We start from the raw sequence: 21,882 nt of genomic DNA, 5'->3' as shown, positions 1-21,882 counted from the left end.
TACTCGTTGGTATCAGTCGCTGAGCAAGCGACCGTGGCGAATGGGCAGGCTGCCAGCGACTTTCGCCAGCCAGAGGCCCGGTTGGGCGAAGCGAAGGCGTTCGCGGGCATAGAGAATGCCGTCGGTTGTGGCCCTGACTACGCTGTGGCTGTCACTGAGCGGGTCGATGACTTCGAACAGTGGGTCCCCGATCCGAACCTGCGCACCCAGAGGTTGCAGATAGCTGACTACGCCGGGGTGTTCGGCATAGGCGTACTGGGCGCCGGCAAACGGTGTGGCCTGGCAGCAATGAGTCGGTGCCTCGGGCCATGGGCCGCTGACCAAGCCCTGGTCGGCCAGGTAGGCAAGAATGTGCTCTGCGTCGGCTTGGCAACGTTCTCGCTCGGTATCGGCCATGCCGCGCAGCTCGATGGTGGTGGCGATACAGGCCAACGGGATGTTTGCCTGCGTAAAATGCTCGGCCAGCTTCACCCATGGCAGCGCACAGGCTTCGTCGAACGCATTGCCGCCAGCATCCTCGGCCAGCAATGCAGCTTCAGCACCCAGGCGTGCCGCCAGCGAGCGCAAGCGGGGCCAGTTTTGCGGCAGTGCATACAGCAGCATCACCGATTCGAAATCACAGTGCAGGTCCAGCACCACATCGGCGTCGCACGCATGCTGCAGAAGCAGGCGACGAAGGCCTTCGAGCTCCGATGGCGCAGCAGGCAAGTCGTCGAGGATGTCGAGCATGGTGCGGCGAATGATGGCCACGTTGGCCTCGCCATCCTCGTCTAGATGGCCCTCCAGGCGCCTGATGAGCGCTTCGGTCAGTGCCGGAAAATCGCGGTTGAAGTTCTTGCCGCTGCTGAACTCGAAACGGCCTTGATGGGTGGCCTGGAACATCTGGCCGATACCGATCGGGTTGGCCAGTGGCACCAGTTCTATCACGCCCGTGAGTCGGCCTTGGGCTTCCAGCTCGGCCAGACGGGCCTTCAATGCCACCGCCACGCGCATGCCGGGCAGTTCGTCAGCGTGCAGAGAGGCCTGGATATAAGCTTTGCGCGGGCCGTTGCCGAAGCGGAAGAGGCGCAGAGTGCGCTGGGTACCGCAGGCACTCCAGGGCAGGATATGGTCGATTTGCTGCATGGGTGCTCCTCAGTGCTTGCGTGGGGCCAGGTACTTCAGCCAGCGGCGCTCGGCCAGCTTGAAGAGGCGAACCAGCAGGAACGTCAGGGCCAGGTAGATCAGCCCCGCAGTAATGAATGCCTCGAACGGAAGGTAGTAACGAGCGTTGAAGGTTTTTGCCGCGCCTGTGATATCGACCAGGGTGACGATCGAAGCCAGGCTGGTGGTCTGTAGCATCATCAGCACTTCGTTGCTGTACTGCGGCAGCGATCGACGCAGGGCCGACGGCAGCAGGATGCGCCGGTACAAGGCCAGGCGCGACATGCCCATGGCACGTGCGGCTTCAACTTCGCCGCGCGGCGTGGCCCGCAGGCTGCCGGCCAGCAACTCGGCGCTGTAGGCGCTGGTGTTGAGGGCGAACGCCAGGCAGGTGCAGAAGGTTGCGCTGGACAGGTACGGCCAGAGCGGGCTCTGACGCACAAGTTCGAACTGAGCCAGGCCGTAGTACACCAGAAACAACTGCACCAGCATCGGTGTGCCACGAATGACATAGGTGTAGAGCCAGGCCGGGTAGCGCAGCAGGCAGGAATGCGAAACGCGCATCAGTGCCAGTGGGATAGCCAGTGCCAGGCCGCAGGCCAGGGAAATCAGCAGCACCTTCAGGGTCAGCGCAATGCCGTTCAGGTACAGCGGCAGGTTCTGCCAGATAAGTGGGTAGTCAAGCATCATGCAAACCTTCCCTTCATAGTTCGGCGGCTTTGAAGCCGAACGAATAACGCTTTTCCACGCTGCGCAGCAGCACCAGCGACAGGCTGGTCAGCAGCAGGTAGAGCCCTGCCACGGTGAGGAAGAACGTGAACGGTTCATGGGTGGCATCGGCTGCGTTCTTGGCCTTGAACATCATGTCCTGCAGGCCTATCACGGAAATCAGCGCAGTCGACTTGATCAAGACCAGCCAGTTGTTGGTGAAACCCGGCAGCGCCAGGCGCACCAGCTGCGGCACGCTGATCCGCCAGAACACCTGCAGGCTGCCCATGCCATAAGCGGCCCCTGCTTCGGCCTGGCCCTCGGGAATGGCGAGAAAGGCCCCGCGAAAGGTTTCCGAAAGATAGGCACCGAAAATGAAACCCATGGTGCAGACCCCGGCGATGAACGGGTTGATGTCGATGTACTGCTCGTAGCCCAGCGCCAGCGCAAGACGGTTGATCAGGTCCTGTCCGCCATAGAACACCAGCAGAATCAGGACCAGGTCAGGAATGCCGCGCACTGCCGTGGTGTAGATCTCGCCCAGGGCTGCCAACCAGCGCAGTGGTGACAGCCGGCAGGCGGCGCCGACCAGGCCGAGGCTGATGGCCAGGGCCATCGCCATCAGGGCCAGGCTGATGCTTAACCGCGCGCCATCGAGAATGCTCGAACCGTAGCCGTGAAGCATGATGAAAGTCCTCGTCAGCCGGGGTCATTGGCCGTAGATATCGAACGGGAAGTACTTGCTCTGCACTTGCTGGTAGGTGCCGTTGGCGCGAATGGCGGCAATGGCGGCGTTCAAGCGCGCCAGGTTGGCGCTGTCCCCCTTGCGCACGGCAATGCCCGCACCCCGACCGAAGTAGCGGGGGTCGTTGACATCCGGACCGACAAGCGCAAAACCTTGGCCGGCGGGCGTCTTGATGAAGCTCTCTTCGGTATTGACGATGTCGGCGAGGGTGGCATCCAGCCGCCCCGCGGCCAGGTCGAGGAAAGCTTCGTTCTGCGAGGCGTAGCGCACGACCTCGACACCTGCACTTTCCAGCTGCTCGGTAGCGAAGCGGTCATAGGTGGAGGCACGCTGCACGCCGAGCTTCTTGCCTTTGAGGTCCTGCATCGGGTTGCTGATCTGGCTGCCGGACTTCATCGCGAACTTGCCCGGGGTTTGATAGTACTTGTCGGTGAAGTCGACGGACTTGAGCCGATCTTCAGTAATCGACATTGACGACAGCACGGCGTCAATCTTGCGCACCTTCAACGACGGGATCATCCCGTCGAACTCCTGGATCACCCACTGACATTTGACTTGCATCTGCGCGCACAGGGCGTTGCCGATGTCGTAGTCAAAGCCGGCGAGTTCGCCTGCGGGGGTGCGGTAGGAGAAGGGCGGATATGCCACTTCGATCCCGATGCGCAGGCTGCCTTCGTCAGCCTGGGCCAGTGCGCTGCAGGCACAGAGTGCCAATGCGCCTAGAAGTCCGGTCTTGTTCATATTATTGACTCCGGTGGATAGGGCAGTACCGGCCTGAGCCCGTTGTGGGGCTCGGTTCGGCATGAAGAAAAATGACATGTTTAATTTCACAAATCAATATCAATGAAAATAATCGTGTCAGTCTGGTGACTGCCGGTCATCCGGCGTGTACGGAGGTGGGTGCGAAGATGGCTGCTGCGTGAGGCGCGGGGCTGGCCTGGCGTATCGTGTCCTGGCTCGCTGGGCGACCACGGCACTTGCATCACGCTATACTCCGCGCCTTTTGCCAGCACCGGAATCCGCCCATGCGCCAGGTTTTGCTCATCGTCGATGTCCAGTCCACCTTCAGCCCGCCCGAGTGGTTGGTCGATGGCCTGCGCCGGTTGTCGGCCAACATCCCCACCATTGCCTCGGTCGAGTTGCACGATGAACAGGTCACGCCGTTCGAGCGCCAGCTCGGCTGGCACCCGGCGGCGGAGGACGAGAGCCTGGTCGAAGCCGATCAGGTGTTCGTCAAGCATGGCTACGGGCAGAGCGCAGAGGCCATCGAGTACATCCGGCAACTGGGTGTGGAGCGGGTGCTGGTATGTGGGCTGCAGACCGAAACTTGCGTGCTGGCCGCCGGTTTTGCCCTGTTCGATGCGGGGCTGATGCCCACCTTGGTCACCGACATGACGGTAGGGTCTTCGCTGGACAGGTCGGGCAAGCTGGGGATCGAGCTTTGGCAGCATCACTTCCGCCAGGTCACCACCTCGGCCGAGGTGCTCGCCGAACTGGCCCTACGAGGCTAAGGCATGCAGGCATCATGCGGGCATGCATCTGGGCTGTGCTGTCACGTAGAGAACTGAATTCGCAAGCGGTCTGTGGGAGCGGCTTTAGCCGCGAAGAATCCAACGCGGAGCATGGCACCGGCTGTGCCGGTGTTCGCGGCTAAAGCCGCTCCCACAGGGTCCCTGCTAATTCAATGAGTCGTGTGCAGTTCTGTGGGACATGGCCCAGTCTTTTGGGCTGCGCTGTCGCGTAGAAAACTGAATTCGCAAGCGGTCTGTGGGAGCGGCTTTAGCCGCGAAGAATCCAACGCGGAGCCTGGCACCGGCTGCGCCGGTGTTCGCGGCTAAAGCCGCTCCCACAGGGTCCCTGCTAATTCAATGAGTCGTGTGCAGTTCTGTGGGAGCGGCCTTGTGTCGCGAAAGGGCTGCAAAGCAGCCCCGGCAATCTCAAGCCGTTTGCAAGGCCCGCGGCCGCTGGCTGCGTTGCTCATCATCCGCATGCGCTGCCGGCTGCAGGCAGAAGTTGAACACCACCCGCGCCACACCGCCTTCGAGCCGTTCCACCTCGCCCACCAACCCGTCGCGGGTAGCATGGGCAAAGTCATCCCACAGGTACGCGTCACCCGCCAGGTTGATCTGTGTGGTCAGGTGCCGGTACCCCGGTGCACTGATGAAGAAGTGGATATGCGCAGGGCGCTGGCCATGCCGGCCCAACTGGTCCAGGCAGGCCTGGGTCGGGCCATCGGCCGGGCAGCCGTAGCCGCTGGGGACGATGCTGTGTGCGCGGTAGCGGCCTTGGGCGTCGGTGACAATGCGGCGGCGCAGGTTGTAGGCCGACTGGCCGGAATCGAAGTAGGAATACAGGCCTTGGGTATTGGCGTGCCACACATCGACGATAGCCCCGGCCAGCGGCTGGCCGGCCAGGTCCAGCACCTGGCCTTCAAGCAGCATCGGCTGGCCAGGGTCACGGCCGTCGTCCAGCCGCGCCTCGCCTTCGCACAGCGGCGCACCGGCCACGTACAGCGGACCTTCGATGGTGCGCGGGGTGCCGCCGGTATGCCCGGCCTGGCTGTCGCGGGCATCGCTGAGCAGGTCGAGGAAGTGCTCCAGGCCAAGGCCGGCCATCAGCAGTCCGGCTTCGTTGCGGCTGCCCAAGCGGTTGAGGTAGTCGACAGCGGTCCAGAATTCGTCGTCGCTGATCGCCAGGTCTTCGATCAGCTTCGCGCTGTCCTGCAGTATGCGCAGCACAATCTGCTTCAGGCGTGGGTTGCCCTGGTCGTTGCCAACGCCTGCCGCTTTCGCGAAGAAGGCTTGTACTTCGGGGGAATGGGAAATCGCTACAGTCATGGTTGCCTCACCGGTCGTTGTTGTTATTGCGGTGCAAGGCTCAAGGCAAATGCGATGCCATGTTTATAACTGTTTGATATAAAAGGTTTTTTTGTTTTTTAGGTACCGATCGCCGGCGCGCGCTCGATCATATGATCAATCCGCGCCAGCGCAATTGCGCAAATGCTCAAGGCTTGTCGGTCACGCTTTCGCCTGGTGATTTCTTCAGCCGATAGGCCAGGGCCGGGCGGGTCATGCCGAGCAGGCGCGCGGCTTCCGAGACGTTCTGCCGGCAGCGCTGCATGGCTTCCTGCATCAGCGCTTCCTCGACGGCATCCAGGCCGGTGCCGCTGTCGAGAATCTGTGCCACCCAGCCGGGCGCGGCCTGGTCACTGGCCGCCACCAGCCGACCATCGCTGCCCAGGCCGATGCTGTCGGTGGCCGGTGGCGCATGCGGGAACAGTGCATCCAGGCCGATGCTCTGGTTCTCGTCGGTGATGATCACACCGCGCTCCATGAGGTTTTCCAGCTCGCGGATGTTGCCCGGCCAGTCGTACTGCAGGCACACCTGCAAGGCCCGGTCGCTGAGGCCACGGGTTTTCTTGCCGTAGCTCTGGTGCAGGCGGCCGAGGAAGTGCTCGATCAGCAGCGGGATGTCTTCGCGGCGCTCGCGCAGCGCCGGGACATGCACCGGGAACACGTTCAGGCGGTAGAACAGGTCGGCGCGAAAACGCCCGTCCTTGACCGCCTGTTCGAGGTTTTCGTGGGTGGCGGCGATCACCCGTACATCCACCGGCCGCGTGCGGCTGTCACCCACCCGTTCCAGCTCGCCTTCCTGCAGTACGCGCAACAGGCTGGCCTGCGCACGCGGCGTGAGCTCGACGATTTCATCGAGGAACAGGGTGCCGCCGTTGGCCCGCTCGAAGCGGCCCATGCGCGCCTGCTGGGCGCCGGTGTAGGCACCTTTCTCGACGCCGAACAGCTCGGCCTCGATCAGGTCGGGCGGGATGGTCGCGCAGTTCAGCGCCACGAACGCCGCGCCGGCGCGCTCGCTGCGCAGGTGCAGGCTGCGGGCGATCACCTCCTTGCCGACCCCGGTTTCGCCCAGCAGCAGCACCGAGGCCTTGCCCGGGGCCACCTTGTCGGTCAGTGCACAGCAGCGCCGGTACACCGCCGACTGGCCGATGCCGTAGAACTGTCCCGACTCGTACTGCAGACGCTGGCGCAGGTTGGCCACCTGCACCTGCAGCGATTGCAGCTCGTCGATCACCGGGTCGCTCTGGAAGTAGCGCAGGAAAGTCTCGGCATCTTCCCACTGTTCCACCGGCTTGCCGATGATGCGGCATTCGCGGCCACCGCAGCCGCGGCAGCTGACTTCCTTGTAAAGCACCTGGCGACCGAGGAAGAACGAGCTGTAGCTGATCGCGTAACCCAGCAGCATCCAGCACACCGGCTGTTCGGAATGCAGGCCTTCGGACTGGCAGTTTTCCACCTCGAAGGAGTCCTGCCACTCGATGTCGGCGTAGAAGTGGCCGCTGTCCATGTCGATTTCCAGCTGTAGCGGGCGCACCTTGACCATGCCCTTGAGCGAGTGCAGCTGCGGGCCGATGAAGAACATCTCCACCGGGTTGCCGTTGGGGCGCAGCTTGCGCGCCAGTTCGGCGTCCTTCAACCCCGACTGGTAGCCCAGGCGCAGGAAGAAGCCCTTGGCCCGCTCCACACCGAGCATTTCGATCAGCTCGCGGCGCATGCTGGCCATGGTCGCGGCCTGCACCAGCAGCATGCGCTGCTCGTCCAGCCAGATCTTGCCTTCGGTGCCGAGGAACCGCACCCGTTCGGTAAGGTCCTTCAGCGCCGGTGCAGGTTCCGGCGCCCTGTACTGGGTAATCATTCGCTTGCGCCCCTTGCTTGTAGTTGTATGGGGAGGTGGCGTGCGCCCGCTCAGGCAAGGCGGGTACTGGGCACGCCGGGACGACCGCGGCGCTGCAGGCAAGGCTCGGGTCGCTCTTTTACTAAACCGCCTGAAAGCGGCGCAAAAGTCAATCGCCGGCCTTGTTCGCCATTTGCTCGAAGCGCCCTGGCCCGATTGAGCAAATGATCAATCGGGCCGGCTGTGGCGCGCCGGCCGCACAGGGGTTGGTCAACCCATCCATGATTTAAAAATTTTTTAAAAACAATTGGTTATGTCTTGGCTTTGCGGTTTTTCAAGCGCCTGGCACAGCCGTTGCTCTAGCCCTTGGCACGTCCAACCGGAGCACCCGCGCATGACCCCAGCCACCACACCCTTCGAGCAGATGCCGCGCTACGTCCGCGTACGCAGCGAGCCGGATTCCACCTTTGTCGAGTTCGACTTTGCCATCGGTTACCCGGATCTGTTCGTCGAACTGGTCCTGCCGCGTACGGCCTTCGCCAGCTTCTGCGCCAGCAACCGGGTCCGCCACATGGACGCTGCGATGGCCGCCGCCGTCGATGCCGACATGCAGAAGTGGCGCTATGGCGAAAGCCGCGACGAGGACGAATGAAGCGCCGTTTGTCGGCACGTTGCATCCCCACAACAACAAGTACAGGACGCCTTGCATGAGTATCGAGATCAAGATGGCCACGGTCGAGCCGATCCGCCAGACCTTCAGCCATACCCGCCGCCGTTTCGGCGACAAGCCGGCCAGCCGGTACCAGGAAGCCAGTTTCGATATCGAAGCGGCCACCAACTTCCACTACCGCCCGCTGTGGCAGCCCGACAAGCTGCTCAACGACCCCAGCCGCACCGCGCTGCAGATGGCCGACTGGTACGCCGTCAGCGACCCGCGCCAGTACTACTACGGCACGTACGTGCAGGCCCGGGCGCGCATGCAGGAAAACGCCGAGCACAGCTTTGCCTTCTGTGAAAAGCGCGAGCTGCTGGCCAGCCTGCCGGCGGCAACCCGTGCCCTGGTCGCACGCCTGCTGCTGCCGCTGCGCCACGCCGAACTGGGCGCCAACATGAACAACAGCGGCATCGCCGCCGACGCCTTCGGCACCAGCGTCACCCAGATGCACATGTTCCAGGCCATGGACCGCCTGGCCATCGCCCAGTACCTGTCGCGCATCGGCCTGCTGCTGGAGGACGACGGCCTGGCACTGCTGGCCGAGGCCAAGCAGCGCTGGCTGGACGAGCCGGCTTGGCAAGGGGTGCGGCGCTATGTCGAGGACAGCCTGGTGATACGCGACTGGTTCGAGCTGAGCCTGGCGCAGAACCTGGTCAGCGACGGCCTGGTGTACCCGTTGCTGTTCGAACACTTCGATGCGCAGCTGGTGGCCGCCGGGGCAGGGCAACTGGGCATGCTCACCGAGTTCATGCGCCTGTGGTTCGCCGAGAGCCAGCGCTGGGTCGATGCGCTGGTCAAGACCGCGGTCGCCGAGAGCCCGCACAACCGCCAGCTGATCGAAGGTTGGGTCAGCCAATGGCGCGGGCGAGCCGTGCAAGCGCTGCTGCCGCTGGCCGAGGCCGGCCCCGGCCGCGACGCGCTGGATGCCTGCGACAGCGCCTTTGGCGCACGCCTGAAAAAACTCGGCCTCAGTGGAGACGCCGCATGACTTCCCTCGTCTACATCGCCCTCCAGGACAACGACAGCGCCCGCTACATCGTCGAGGCCATCACCCAGGACAATCCCCACGCCCAGGTGCAGCACCAGCCGGCGATGATCCGCGTGCAGGCCGAAGGGCGCCTGGAAATCCACCGGGCCACGGTGGAAGAAAAAATCGGCCGTGAATGGGACGTGCAGGAAATGCTGATCGACGTGATCACCCTGGGTGGCAACGTTGAGGAAGACGAAGACTGCTTCGCCCTGCACTGGAACTGATCCGCACAACGACAAGAACCCGGAGACCACCATGGCCGCCAAGCGCCTCAACCAGAAAGACAAGTACCGCTGCCTGACCCGAGACCTGGGCTGGGAGCCGAGCTACCAGAGCAAGGACGCCATCTACCCCTACGAGCGGTTCGAAGGTATCAAGATCACCGACTGGGACAAGTGGGAAGACCCGTTCCGCCTGACCATGGACGCCTACTGGAAATACCAGGCCGAGAAAGAGAAGAAGCTGTACGCCATCTTCGATGCCTTTGCCCAGAACAACGGCCACCAGAACATCTCCGACGCCCGTTACGTCAATGCCCTGAAGTTGTTCCTGAGCGGTGTCACGCCCCTGGAGTACCAGGCCTACCAAGGCTTCGCCCGGGTCGGCCGGCACTTTGGCGGCGCCGGTGCGCGGGTGGCCTGCCAGATGCAGGCCATCGACGAGCTGCGCCACGTGCAGACCCAGGTGCACGCCATGAGCCACTACAACAAGCACTTCAACGGCCTGCATGACTTTGCCCACATGCACGACCGGGTGTGGTTCCTGTCGGTGCCCAAGTCGTTCTTCGAGGATGCGCGCACGGCTGGCCCGTTCGAGTTCCTCACTGCCATTTCGTTCTCGTTCGAGTACGTGCTGACCAACCTGCTGTTCGTGCCGTTCATGTCGGGCGCGGCGTTCAATGGCGACATGGCCACGGTCACCTTTGGCTTCTCGGCGCAGTCCGACGAGGCCAGGCACATGACCCTGGGCCTGGAGGTGATCAAGTTCCTGCTGGAACAGCACGAGGACAACGTGCCCATCGTGCAGCGCTGGATCGACAAGTGGTTCTGGCGTGGCTATCGGTTGCTGACCCTGGTCGGGATGATGATGGACTACATGCTGCCGAACAAGGTGATGTCCTGGGCCGAAGCCTGGGAGGTGTACTTCGAGCAGGCCGGCGGCGCGCTGTTCAAGGACCTGGAACGCTACGGCATTCGCCCGCCGAAGTATGTCGAGCAGACCACCATCGGCAAGGAACACATCAGCCACCAGGCCTGGTCGATCTTCTACCAGTACAGCCAGGCCACCAACTTTCACACCTGGATCCCCACCGACGAGGAACTGGACTGGCTGTCGGCCAAGTACCCGGACACCTTCGACCGCTACTACCGGCCACGCTACGAGCACTGGCGCGAACTGCAGGCGCGCGGCGAGCGCTTCTACAACCCGACGCTGCCGATGCTGTGCCAGGTGTGCCAGATTCCGCTGGCCTTCACCGAGCCGGATGCGCCCACGCAACTGAGCCACCGCAGCCTGGTGCATGAAGGCGAGCGTTACCACTTCTGCTCTGATGGCTGCTGCGACATCTTCGCCTTCGAACCGGAAAAGTACGTGCAGGCCTGGCTGCCGGTGCACCAGATCCTGCAGGGCAACTGCGGTGGCGGCGATGTCGAGGCAGTGGTGCGCGACTACTACAACATCGCCCCCGGGCAGGACAACTTCGAGTACCAGGGCTCACCCGAACAGCAGCGCTGGCAGGCCGTGCAGGGCACCGAGCGCCAGGCCGGCTGAACCACTGAAGCGCCAGGGCGCCGTTGCTGCGCCCTGGCCCCGACAAGAACAAGAGGAACATTGCCATGCCCGTGACCGCCATCGGCACCTACACTGCCCAACCCCTGGACCGCCAGGCCAACTTCCACGGCGCCCAGCTGGTGTACCTGTGCTGGGAAAACCACTTGCTGTTCTGCGCACCCTTCACCCTGCCGGTGGACCCGGCGCAACCCTTCGCCGCCTTCATCGAGCAGGTAGTCAAGCCGGCCATTGCCCTGCACCCGGATGCCGCCCGGGTCGACTTTAGCGTAGCGCGCTGGCGCCTGGACGAGCAGCCGTTCAGCCCTGACCTGGCCTGTGGCCTGGCCGCCAACGGTATCGCCCACAAGAGCCTGCTGCACCTGCATACCCCTGGCCTCGATGGCCTGGGCGGCAGCCATAACTGAGGAATGCTGCCATGAGCTACCAAGTCACCATCGAACCCACCGGCGAACAGATTGAAGTGGAGGAGGGCCAGACCATCCTCGAGGCCGCCCTGCGCCAGGGCGTGTGGCTGCCGTTTGCCTGCGGCCACGGCACCTGTGCCACCTGCAAGTGCCAGGTGCTCGAAGGCGAAGTCGACCTGGGGGCGGCCTCGTCATTTGCGCTGATGGACATGGAGCGCGACGAGGGCAAGGTACTGGCCTGCTGCGCCATCCCGCAGAGCGACCTGGTGATCGAAGCCGACATCGATGTCGACCCGGACTTCGCCGGCCTGCCAGTACAGGACTATCGCGCCGTGGTCACCCGGCTGGTGGAATTGTCGCCGACCATCCGCGGTGTTCACCTCAAGCTCGACCGGCCGATGGCCTTCCAGGCCGGGCAGTACGTGAACCTGCAACTGCCGGGCATCGAAGGCACCCGGGCGTTCTCCCTGGCCAACCCGCCGCAGCAGGCCGACGAGTTGGAGCTGCATGTGCGCCTGGTGGAAGGCGGCGTGGCTACCGGGCACATCCACCGGCAGCTCAAGGTGGGCGACGCACTGGAGCTGTCCGGCCCTTACGGGCAGTTCTTCGTGCGCAGCTCGCAGCCGGGGGACCTGATTTTCATCGCTGGTGGTTCGGGGCTGTCCAGCCCGCAGTCGATGATCCTCGACCTGCTGGCGCGTGGCGACACCCGGCGCATCACCCTGTTCCAGGGCGCCCGCACCCGTGCCGAGCTGTACAACCGCGAGCTGTTCGAGGCGCTGGCTGCCCGGCATGCCAATTTCAGCTACGTGCCGGCCCTCAGCCAGGCCGCCGAGGACGTGCAGTGGCAAGGTGTGCGCGGCTACGTGCACGACGCGGCCAGGCAGCATTTCGAGGGCCGCTTCAACGGTCACAAGGCCTACCTTTGCGGCCCGCCACCGATGATCGATGCGGCCATCACTTGCCTGATGCAGGGGCGCCTGTTCGAGCGCGACATCTTCATGGAGCGCTTCTACAGCGCCGCAGACGGTGCCACCGACGGCCAGCGTTCGGCCCTGTTCAAGCGCATCTGAACCCTTTGCTGCCCGGCTCCCTGACCTGCGGGGGGCCTGCGTGCACCCGACCGATAACAACAACAAAGGTTGACCCGATGAACCCGACCCTAGCGAACCTGCTTCGCCTTGCCGTGTGCGCCTCGTTGTTTGGCGCTGCCAACCTGTCCCATGCCACCGAAGGGGGCGGCACCTCGTACCCGCTGGGTGCCGAAAACTACATGTCCGGCGCCATGCCGCCGCCGGGCTTCTATGGCCAGCTGTTCGTCAACCATTACGAAGCCGACAACCTGCGTGGCAACGACGGGCGCAAGCTGCCGGTGGACTTTCGCGTGCGCGCCAACGCCATCGTGCCGCGGCTGATCTGGGTGAGTGACTACACGGTGCTGGGCGCCAGCCTGGCGCTGCATGCGATCGTGCCGCTGGTGGACGTCAAGGTGTCGCTCAATGGTCAGTCGCAGCACAACAGCGGCCTGGGCGATGTGATCTTCGGCCCGGCGCTGGGCTTTCACCACAGCGACAAGTTCCACAGCATCCTGGCTTTCGACATGATTGCCCCCACTGGCCGCTACGACAAGGATGACCTGGCCAACCCCGGGCGCAACTACTGGGTGTTCGAGCCGGTGTATGCGATGAGCTATGTCGACCCGGCCGGGCTCAACCTGGATGCCAAGGTGATGTACGACTTCAACCGCCGCAACCCGGCCACCGATTACCGCTCGGGCCAGGAATTTCATGTGGACTATGCCGTGGGTTGGGGGCTTGGGAATGGTTGGGTGCTGGGGGTAGGGGGGTATTACTACCGGCAGACGACAGACGACAATCAGGATGGCGAGCGCATCGACGACAACAAAGGGCGCAGCTTTGCCGTTGGCCCGTCGATCAAGTACAGCGGCAAGGATGGCTGGTTCGTGACGGCGAAATGGTCGAAGGAAACCGGAGTGCGCAACCGCGCACAGGGTGATGCCTACTGGTTGAAGCTGACCTTGCCCTTCTGAAAAGGGGCTGCTGTACAGCCCATCGCCGCGGTTCGTCGCCACCACAAGCCAGCCACACAGGGACCGTACAGGCCTTACATCAATTTTCAGGCCTGCATGGTTCCTGTGTTAGCTGGCTTGCCGGCGATGAGGCCAGTGCAGGCAGTACAAGGCAGCCTGAACTGGCCCGATCCATCAGGCCACATCCACCAGTACGATCTCGCTGTCCTCGATGGCGGTCACCCGTAGCACCTCCTCCTGCTCGATCGCCACACCATCGCGCGCCTTGGCCCGCAGCCCGTTGACCTCCACCAGCCCCTTGGCCGGCACCAGGTAACCCCGGCGTGCGGCATCGAAGCGGTACTCGGCAGTTTCACCGGCACGCAGGGTGGCAGCCACCAATCGCGCATCGGTGCGGATCTGCAGGCTGTCTTCATCGCCCGCGCGGCCGCTGGCCAGGGTCACGAAGCCTTCGCCACGCTCACCTTTGGGGAACGGCCGGGTACCCCACTGCGGTGCTTCACCGGTGCGCTCCGGCACGATCCAGATCTGGAAAATACGCGTGTCGACGTCTTCCAGGTTGTACTCGCTGTGCACGATGCCGGTACCGGCGCTCATCACTTGCACGTCACCGGCTTCGGTGCGGCCTTTGTTACCCAGGCTGTCCTGGTGGCTGATCGCGCCTTCACGCACATAGGTGATGATTTCCATGTCGCGGTGCGGGTGCGGCGGGAAGCCGCTGCCGGCAGCGATCAGGTCGTCGTTCCATACCCGCAGGTTACCCCAGTGCATGCGCGCCGGGTCGTAGTACTCGGCAAACGAGAAATGGTGGTGGGCATCGAGCCAGCCATGGTTGGCGTGGCCGAGGCTTTCGAAAGGTCGCAGTTGCAGCATGGTCGTGCTCCTTGAATCAGTGGAATGACGCCATGATGCGCTAAAGAAACATCGAAAATAAGCGTAAATATCGACTTAAAATTATCAGTAAATTAGATTTGTCTGGGTGGGGTGTTTTATCCGCTTCATCGCCTAATCCACTGATCTGCAAGCATTCGCTGGCGATTTTTTGTCGATGCGGCGAACATGCCCGCTGATTTTGTTTTTCAACGGAGTGACCGTGGCCCACGAGCAACCCCAGGCCCCCGCCGACCTTACCCCTCCTGCCCAACTGCCCTGGTTGCGCCGCCTGGCGGCCCGCCTGCTGGGGCGTGGCCTGACCCGCCTGCAGGCCCAGCACCGCGACTCCTGGTTCCTCGGCCATGCCAGCGGCCAACGCAGTGGCCATGCCGATGGCGTGCGTGAAGGGTTCGAGCGCGGGCGGGTGGAGGGCTACGAGGCTGGGCGCCAGGTGCTGGTAATCCGCGATACCCGCCCCGACACCGCCGCCGTGCCGGGCCAGGATGACAACCTGTTCGATGACTGGCGCCTGCCCCTGACCACCGAGCTGAAAAAGCGTTTCAAGGCCGATGTCGCCCAGCGCCTGCCCGCCGAGGCGCAACCCAGTGCCGCGCAATGGAAGCTGATTTTCAGCGATACGCCGTCCACCTGCGTGGTGGCCGGGGCCGGGGCGGGCAAGTCCACCTCGCTGGTACTGCGCATCCTGCTGTTGCGCCATTACCTGGGCTATGAACTGGACGCGATGACCGTGGTCACCTTCACCCGCGAGTCGCGCAAGGACTTCATCAAGCGCCTGCTGCAGGTGTTCGCGCTATGGCAGATCAACTTGCAACCGGCGCAGGCCCGCGAGCTGGTGCGCACCTTTCATTCGCGTATCCTGCCGCTGGTGCGCAGCCTGCCGGGCTTTGGCCAGGTGCGCGCGTTCGAGACGCTGGGCAACGAGATGCCGGCCGGGCGCGAGGCCGAGGCCGACAGCAACCCGTTCGACCTGCGCCTGAACGATGCCCAGCGCCAGCAACTGAACCAGTGTTACAGCACCCTGCTGGGCGAAAGCCCACGTTTTGCCGAGCTGGTTGGCCTGTTGCGCAACGAAGCCCTGCAGCTGAAACCGCTGGACCCCAATAACCCCGATGTGCAGAAGCGCGCGCAGGTAACCCAGCTGGCTGCCCAGCGCGACGAGGAGCTGTGCGACGTGATCGAGGACCTGTGGTTCGCCGCCGGCGCCTGGCCGATCAACGGCATCGAGCCCTGCCGCGAGACCATCGAGATCCGTGGCAGCCGCTTCCATGTGCATGGCCGTCTGGCCGGCCAGGGGCCCTTGCTGGTGCTCGGCTTCGACCCGGCGGAAAGCGCGCAGTACCAGCGCCCCGGCGCCAAGCTGGCGGTGCGCGCCGAGTGGGCGGTCAAGCGCACCCTGTTGCAGGCCTTCTGCGACCAGCCGCTGATCTGGCTCGACAACTATGCCATGGCCCGGCGCCTGGCAGCCTCGCTGGCCGGTGATGCCGTGGCCGGCCCCGGCTTCGAATACAAGGTCAAGGGCGAGCTGGCCCCGGCGCCGCTGCTCGATGCCTTTGTCGGAGCGGCGAACTTCATCGAGAACCTGGGCCTGGACGTGAACACTGCCGTGGCGGCGATGAGCTTCCCTTCCGGCGACAGCGATGCGCTGTTCTTCGAGGCCCTGGCCCTGTACTGGAAGGCCCTGGAGGCGCACCTGCTGGACCAGTCGCCGCCGGTGATGAGCTACAACCGCATGTTCGCTCTGTTCGGCGAGAACAACCCGGAAAACCTGCAGCTGCTGCCCGACCCGCTGCTGCGGCCGCTGGCGCACCTGATGATCGACGAATTCCAGGATGTGTCGCCGCAGATCGTCAGCTGGCTGCGCGCCAGCCTTGCCGAGATCCGCCGGCGCGGCCCGGCGATGCACACCGGGCGCAATGCCCGGCATTCGTCACTGCTGTGCGTGGGCGACGACTGGCAGTCGATCTACGGCTGGCGCGGCAGTTCGCCCAAGTACTTCATGGAGTTCACCAAGGCCTTCCCGTCGCCGGCCAACACGCGGGTGATGCTGGTCGACAACTACCGTTGCCAGCAGCAAGTGATCGACGCGGCCGAACACTTGGTCAAGGGCACCCCGGCGATTGCCGGCAAGAAAGCCCGCGCCAGTGGCCCGGCGGCCGAGGTGCCGGGCTCGCCGGTCAAGGTGTTCGACCGAGACGAGGCCGCCTTGGGTGAAACGCTGATCGAGCACTACCAGCGTGGCGAGACGGTGATGATGCTGTACCGCAAGGGCAGCGACAGGGCGCTGATGAACGACCACCTGCAAAGCGTGCTGCAAGCCGAGGCCGCGTTGCCCGCCGAGCACCGCCGGCTGCGCCAGTTGACCTACCACAGTGCCAAGGGCTTGCAGGCCGATGCAGTGTTCATGCTGGGCGACTGCCAGTACCTGACCAGCTCCCCCTACAAGAACCAGGTGTATCGCCAGGCCGGGCTGGGCAAGGCCGGTGATGCTCAACCCTTCGATACTGCGCAGAAAGAAGAGGTGCAGCGCCTGGCCTACGTGGCGGTAACCCGCGCGGTCAGGCACTGCTATTGGCATGTGGAGGCGGCCAACGCAGAGGCGGCGGCCGCGCCTCGTGCGTCTAGCCAGGTGGATGGGCGGCAGGCCTTCTTCGAAGACCTGCGGGGTCATTGATCAGCGTTCAGGTACCGAGGACTTCCACTTGCCGGGTAAGGCTCAACAACAGCCCGGCTTCCACCTGTTGCTGTTCGTGGGTCAAGGCGTTCGTGGCCTTGACATAGGCGGCCTCATTGAGAGAAACCCGACGTAGCGTGCCGTTTTCGTCCAGCGCAGGGGTAGGCATTTCCGGGGCCAATGCACGCAATATCGCGTTGTCCAGGTGAGTGATCGGCTCCTGGCTTTCATCCAGGCAATAAAAGAGGTAATCGAGGCCCGGGCGCCAGAAGTCGGTAATGGCTTCGAACTGGCTGGCATATTGGCGCTTGAGGTAGTCAACCCAGACCGGCTGTTCGGTCATCCACTGCTGGCGGGCGGTGGTGTCGGCATCGAGTTCGAGCACGGCATCGCGCACGTTGTCGATGATCTGCTGGTTGATCCTTGCGGTATTCCGATAGAGCATGCCGCTGCTTGGTTCGGGAAAATCAAGCTCAGCGGTCAAGGACTGGCGCAGTGCCAGGCGGACTTCGATATCGTCGACCAGGCCCGTGGCAAGGTCCGTATCGGGGAACGCCGCCGGGACATCCAGCACGTCATGAGCCGGTAACTGTTCGTCCGTGGCATTTCTCTGCAGCGCCTGCTTGCGCAAGGCGCGTTGCAGGCTGATGCGATCGGCCAGTTCGTTGACTTTCTCGCGACGATACAGCTTGCGGTAAAGGTCGAACAGCGGCTTGGCCGTGTTTCGTGCCTGCCTTGACGCCTGATTGGCCAGCAGTTCCACTTCCAGGGCGCTGAATGCATCGGCGCCGGCATCACCGCAGGTAGGGGGGAAGGCTTGCGCCACCTCGTTCAGCCGCTCGCGCAGCACTGTATCCTGGTGGGCCTGCTCCAACAGTGCCCATACACGCACCTGCAAGCCTTCCGGATCTCTTCGCGCTTCCACCGAACTGGCCAGGCGTTCCAGCACCGCTTGCAGGTCGCCATGGTCGTTCTGATCGAACAGGTCGGACCACAGCTGGTTCTGATGGTCGGTCGCAGAATCGCGCCAGAGTCCTTGCCACCCTGGCCGTTCGGGTGTGTGCTCGTAGATATTGACGCCGCTGGCTCGTAGACGCCTGGCCGACTCGGCTTCGAGATTGTTGTAGTTGAACAGCCAGCGGCGCTGGGGCAAGCGGGCGGCGACGTCCCGGGCATAGGGGCTGCGCAGGATGCTTGCCAGGTCCGGAACATGGTGAATGCGGTTGGATGAGAGCTCCAGGTAGCGCAACTGGTACTGTGACTGGCTCATCAGGGTGGTCAGGCCAGTGGGCAATGCCTGCAGATCGCAGTTGTACAGGTTCAGGTGTTTCAGCCGCGCCATGTAGCTCACATCAGGCGCGATCTGTAGCGGGTTGAAGCCCAGGTCCAGTCGCTGCAGATGGATCATGTCCTGAAAGCGCGTGGCGAGGTTTTCATCGAGCGTGATGCGATTGCTCCGCAGCGTCAGGACCTCCAGCGGCCGGCGGCACAGGAACGTCAATGTCGCCTGATCCAGTGTCAGCTGGTTGCGGTTCAGATTCAGCTGGCGCAGGTCTGGCATCGCAGCCAGCACTCGCCGTGCGGTCGGTGAGAGAGTAGCAAGGGTGTTGCCGACCAGGTCCAGCGTGCGCAGCCTGGGCACCGATTCAAGTGCCTGGAACAGCGCTTCTGCCTCGATTTCCGGGTTGCCGGTCACTTCCAGCACTTGCAGGTTGGGGAAGCAGGACAGGAATGTGGTGTCCAGTCGCTGCAGCTCCAGCCCCCTCAGCCTGAGTTCACGGATATGGGGCAAGCGGGCCGTGATCGCTGGCAACTCGGACAAATGTATTCGCTCCAGGACGAGCGTGCCCTGGTTGCCGGGCCCCTCCCGCCGCCAGGCATTCTTGAGGTATTCGGCGCATTGCTGTCGCTCCATCAGATCAATGAGGCTGTCCGTGTTCCTGTACCATTCATACAGGTAGCGTTCCAGACCGTGCCAATCTGACTGCAGTTGCCGGATAGCCGAGCCCAGGTCACCGGTCTGGCTCAGTTCGAGCTGCAGCGCGCTGATCTGGCTGCGGCTCAGTGAGGGGAAAAGCAATCTGAGTCGACGTGTCGCGGCGCTCGCGCTGAGCGGGCCTGCCCCTCGACCACTGAGCGGGTAACCGATTTGCCCATGTGCCAGGCGCATGGGCGAGCGAAAGCCTGGCTTGATGGGTTGCTGCCCAAGCAGCGTGGCGCAGCCCGGGCGGTCGGCGAGGGCGCTGGCCAGCAGTTCGGCGTCACTGGCTTGCGGCTGCCTGGCTGCCAATGCGTCACGCAGCAGTTGGCTGTCGGCGCTGCTCAGGCCTGGTCGATAGAGGCCAAGCAAGGCCCGATCAAGGCGGGCTCGGGCTTGCAGGTAGCGGGCTTCTTCAGCCACGCGCAGGGGCACACGCCCACTCTTCATGCGTTCGCGCTCGGCGCTGCCGGCAAGCTTGACGAGTTCCTCCAGGGCATTGTCAGGCAAACCGGGAAACTGGCGGCCCAGGGTCTGCGCTTCGTCGCCAAGCGACGGTCGATGGCTTTCCAGCATGCTCGCCAATACTTCGCTACGACGCGCTGTCAGGCGGTTGGCCAATCGCTCGTTCAGGGCGCTCGGGCGCTGCTCTGCTGGCGTATCTGGCAGCAACTGTTGTATGGCGTCTTCGGCCAACCCTGCCAGGACAACCTCGCTCAGTTTGCCTTCGTCGAGTTCCGAGCGGCTGATCTCGATCTGCAACGTGTCGGTTTTTGGCTGTGTGCCGAAGTAGACTGCGTCCCCCCATTTTTCGGCACCGGTGAACACCTTCAGTCTGTAGCGCGCTGGCCAGCCTGGCAGGCTTACCAGTTCTGGCAGCGCGAAGTTCATGTGTGCAGCCAAGGGCATGCCTTGACGCACCCGGGTGATGATGCTCTGGACGTCGTTATCCAGTTTCAGCCGCAGCATGGCATCGGCCAGCAAAACCGGCGGCCGGGAGCTGGTGACCTGGCTACGGCGCAAGATGGATGCATCGACTTCGGTAATACGCAAGGCGGTAAGACGCTCCGAGGCATCCAGCCCTTGGCTGAACCGGCCCAGCGCCTCAAGCAACTGCGTATCGTCCCATTCCAGCGGGTTGTCGTGGGCCAGTTGCCAGCGCTGGTCACCCAGGTAGCGCAAGACAGGGGGGTAGGCATCGGGGTCGTTCGGGTGGCGCACACGCCACTGTCCGTCGGTTTCGAACACTTCATACAGTTTGCCTTGAAGCCGGACATGGGGTTTGTCATCGATGATGTAATGCCCTTGGGAATCAGGCAGTGCATCCTCTGGCAACGCCTTCAAGGTGCTGTAAGGGCTCATGTCGGGGTGCCAAAGCCGTTCGCGGCCATCTTTCCAGACACTGTTCAAGGCATCGACGAACCCCGATGCCTTGACGGCCTGACTGCCGACGGCGAAACCGGCAACCACGGCGGCATTGATGGCCAGCGACTCCAGTTGCTGCAGCGCTTCCTGGGTATCGCCGTCTTCCCAGGCCTCGAACCCGGTGAACACCGAATCCATGAGATCGTAGGCAAATACCCCAAGCATCGCGGCATCCAGCCCAGGCACGAAGAAGGCGGCCACATTGAGCATGTTCATGCCTGCGTCAAGCCAATGCTGCAGCCGTTCCTTGCGTGCCTTGGCGTCGGCATCGGCGGTCGGCACCGCGATCGTTCTGGCATCTGCCTTGAGGCGGCGCTTGTGGTCTTTGTAAAGCACTTGCCAGATAGGGAGGGCCAGGCTCGTCCGGCTGAAGTGCAGCTCAGGCTTTTCCTTGGGTTTGCGCGTTGAAGCGCTTTGCTCGAACAGCGCATTTTCGAGCTTGCGGCCAAGTTCGACCTGGCGGTCCTTGTAAGCGAAGCTGATCAAGTGGTGGCGAAACGTGGTTTGCAGCAGGCGTTGACGTACGTGAGCGCCGGCCTCTCGCAAGGAAGCAAATTCCCTCACCGGGTGTTGGGTATCCTGGGGAATGTAGAGCATGCAGGGGTTGCTCTGGTCGGCTTCATCGGGGCCTATCAGCAGTACGTCATGAATCGGGATGCCGAACAGGCTGAAGCGCCAGCAATGAAGCTTGTGATCGCCGTAGCGCGGCGTGCTTTCGTTGTCGCATAGCTGTACCAGGGCGTCGCGACCTTTGAGCGTCAACAGGTTCTTGAGATAAGCGAGCATTGCTTCGGCTTTCAATGCCTGCCGGCTTGCATCGGTCCACAGCTGCTCGATCGTGGCCTTTGTTGGGCCTTCATAAATGCTCTGCAAGTGGTCCTGGTACTGTTGGCCCAGGTCCAGGCTGCGGCAAAGGCTGACGAAAGCTTTGAGTTCGAGACCGGAAAGTGAAGTGTCGTTCTTCGGGCCAACGGTCAGGGCGTCGAATGGCCCCACCTCCCCAGGGCCTTCGAAGTTATGCAGTGCAGCTTCCAGCAACGAACGCCTCTGTGGCGGCCCGTCGCGGCACTCGATGTACGAGTCGTCACCGTCGATTGAAATTTCGAGGCCGGGAGGATTCTGCAACGTGATGAATCTCTTGAACGGTTGGTGCAGATATTGGGCTTTGTCCACGTTGATATTCGGGCCCAACCGGCTCTCTAGCAAAGGCTTGCAGAATTCGCTGATCTGCCTGAAGTCCTTGAGCGCGACTCGCAGTGCCTTGAAGCCGGCATCGCGAGTGTCAATCAGCTGTCGTACATGTGCTTGATCTTCAGCGCTGGCCGCAGCGTACCAAGCGTAAGGCGAGCCGTTTTCGTCGAGGTAGTCCTTGCGCACGCTCTGCACGACGCGGCGGGTATGGTCGGGGTGCATTGTTCGGGCCCAGGCAGGCAGGCTACGAACGATCTGGGCCTGATGGAAAGGCACGGGAGGGGTGGACATGTTGAATGCTCCAAGGTCAGTGGAGGCATCAGTCGAAAGGATTCGGCTCGGCATGCGGTGGTATTTAGTTGAATGCACAGGTCGGTCCTGTGCACGAGAGCGTCGGTAGGGGAGCAGCGCGGGCAGGGCTGGTGGGAGATGGTGGACTACGGCATGGCGT

The 21,882-nt window shown here is 63.2% G+C and carries 17 protein-coding genes; 9 read left to right on the top strand and 8 right to left on the bottom strand.

The window, feature by feature from the left end; all coding sequences use genetic code 11:
• Positions 1–12: 12 nt before the first annotated feature.
• Genes MKK04_RS15875 through MKK04_RS15860 form a run of 4 tightly spaced genes read right to left on the bottom strand, consistent with a single transcriptional unit; the run spans position 13 to position 3,337 of the window.
• Complete coding sequence (locus MKK04_RS15875; RefSeq protein WP_241105658.1) at positions 13–1,125, bottom strand: succinylglutamate desuccinylase/aspartoacylase family protein; 1,113 nt, start codon at positions 1,123–1,125, stop codon at positions 13–15.
• 9 nt (positions 1,126–1,134) lie between these two features.
• Positions 1,135–1,833 (bottom strand): ABC transporter permease, encoded by a 699-nt coding sequence (locus tag MKK04_RS15870; RefSeq protein WP_063913731.1) that lies wholly within the window; start codon positions 1,831–1,833, stop codon positions 1,135–1,137.
• A gap of 13 nt (positions 1,834–1,846) precedes the next feature.
• A complete protein-coding gene (locus MKK04_RS15865) occupies positions 1,847–2,536 on the bottom strand; it encodes an ABC transporter permease (protein WP_207836174.1) in 690 nt (229 codons plus the stop codon).
• Between the two features lie 24 nt (positions 2,537–2,560).
• Positions 2,561–3,337, bottom strand: a complete 777-nt coding sequence (locus tag MKK04_RS15860) for an ABC transporter substrate-binding protein (protein ID WP_233693544.1) — start codon at positions 3,335–3,337, stop codon at positions 2,561–2,563.
• A 284-nt stretch (positions 3,338–3,621) separates the two neighbouring features.
• Here MKK04_RS15860 and MKK04_RS15855 point away from each other — a divergent pair, with 284 nt between their 5' ends.
• Complete coding sequence (locus tag MKK04_RS15855; protein ID WP_063913728.1) at positions 3,622–4,107, top strand: isochorismatase family cysteine hydrolase; 486 nt, start codon at positions 3,622–3,624, stop codon at positions 4,105–4,107.
• Positions 4,108–4,533: 426 nt separating this feature from the next.
• On the opposite strand, the gene catA is transcribed toward MKK04_RS15855, so the two are convergent.
• Entirely contained in the window at positions 4,534–5,433 is a 900-nt protein-coding gene (gene catA, locus MKK04_RS15850) for a catechol 1,2-dioxygenase (RefSeq protein ID WP_233693543.1), read from the bottom strand.
• Between the two features lie 166 nt (positions 5,434–5,599).
• A complete protein-coding gene (locus MKK04_RS15845) occupies positions 5,600–7,303 on the bottom strand; it encodes a sigma-54-dependent Fis family transcriptional regulator (RefSeq protein ID WP_241105657.1) in 1,704 nt (567 codons plus the stop codon).
• Positions 7,304–7,676: 373 nt separating this feature from the next.
• On the opposite strand from MKK04_RS15845, the gene MKK04_RS15840 reads away from it, so the two are divergent.
• From MKK04_RS15840 to MKK04_RS15810, 7 genes are all read left to right on the top strand, one after another.
• On the top strand, positions 7,677–7,934 hold the full coding sequence (locus MKK04_RS15840; protein WP_063913725.1) for a phenol hydroxylase subunit: 258 nt from the start codon (positions 7,677–7,679) through the stop codon (positions 7,932–7,934).
• Between the two features lie 55 nt (positions 7,935–7,989).
• Positions 7,990–8,985, top strand: a complete 996-nt coding sequence (locus tag MKK04_RS15835; RefSeq protein WP_241105656.1) for an aromatic/alkene monooxygenase hydroxylase subunit beta — start codon at positions 7,990–7,992, stop codon at positions 8,983–8,985.
• Positions 8,982–9,251 (top strand): MmoB/DmpM family protein, encoded by a 270-nt coding sequence (locus MKK04_RS15830; RefSeq protein WP_241105655.1) that lies wholly within the window; start codon positions 8,982–8,984, stop codon positions 9,249–9,251. The genes MKK04_RS15835 and MKK04_RS15830 overlap by 4 nt, the downstream gene beginning before the upstream one ends.
• Before the next feature lie 31 nt (positions 9,252–9,282).
• Entirely contained in the window at positions 9,283–10,797 is a 1,515-nt protein-coding gene (locus tag MKK04_RS15825; protein ID WP_063913723.1) for an aromatic/alkene/methane monooxygenase hydroxylase/oxygenase subunit alpha, read from the top strand.
• Positions 10,798–10,862: 65 nt separating this feature from the next.
• A complete protein-coding gene (locus MKK04_RS15820) occupies positions 10,863–11,222 on the top strand; it encodes a phenol hydroxylase subunit P4 (RefSeq protein ID WP_233687985.1) in 360 nt (119 codons plus the stop codon).
• Between the two features lie 11 nt (positions 11,223–11,233).
• Entirely contained in the window at positions 11,234–12,295 is a 1,062-nt protein-coding gene (locus MKK04_RS15815) for an NADH:ubiquinone reductase (Na(+)-transporting) subunit F (protein ID WP_233687984.1), read from the top strand.
• Positions 12,296–12,372: 77 nt separating this feature from the next.
• Positions 12,373–13,272, top strand: a complete 900-nt coding sequence (locus MKK04_RS15810) for a SphA family protein (RefSeq protein WP_207836145.1) — start codon at positions 12,373–12,375, stop codon at positions 13,270–13,272.
• 174 nt (positions 13,273–13,446) lie between these two features.
• Here MKK04_RS15810 and MKK04_RS15805 read toward each other — a convergent pair whose 3' ends face one another.
• Positions 13,447–14,145: a pirin family protein gene (locus MKK04_RS15805; RefSeq protein ID WP_063913719.1), complete on the bottom strand. Its 699-nt coding sequence runs from the start codon at positions 14,143–14,145 to the stop codon at positions 13,447–13,449.
• A gap of 175 nt (positions 14,146–14,320) precedes the next feature.
• On the opposite strand from MKK04_RS15805, the gene MKK04_RS15800 reads away from it, so the two are divergent.
• Positions 14,321–16,837: a UvrD-helicase domain-containing protein gene (locus tag MKK04_RS15800; protein ID WP_241105654.1), complete on the top strand. Its 2,517-nt coding sequence runs from the start codon at positions 14,321–14,323 to the stop codon at positions 16,835–16,837.
• Positions 16,838–16,844: 7 nt separating this feature from the next.
• On the opposite strand, the gene MKK04_RS15795 is transcribed toward MKK04_RS15800, so the two are convergent.
• Positions 16,845–21,722, bottom strand: a complete 4,878-nt coding sequence (locus MKK04_RS15795) for an NEL-type E3 ubiquitin ligase domain-containing protein (protein WP_336247157.1) — start codon at positions 21,720–21,722, stop codon at positions 16,845–16,847.
• Positions 21,723–21,882: the final 160 nt, after the last annotated feature.

The organism is Pseudomonas sp. LS.1a (assembly GCF_022533585.1).
In the GTDB taxonomy this organism is placed as follows: Bacteria; Pseudomonadota; Gammaproteobacteria; order Pseudomonadales; family Pseudomonadaceae; genus Aquipseudomonas.
Note: the sequence above shows the minus strand (reverse complement) of the source record. Positions and strands in the feature narration are given on the sequence as shown.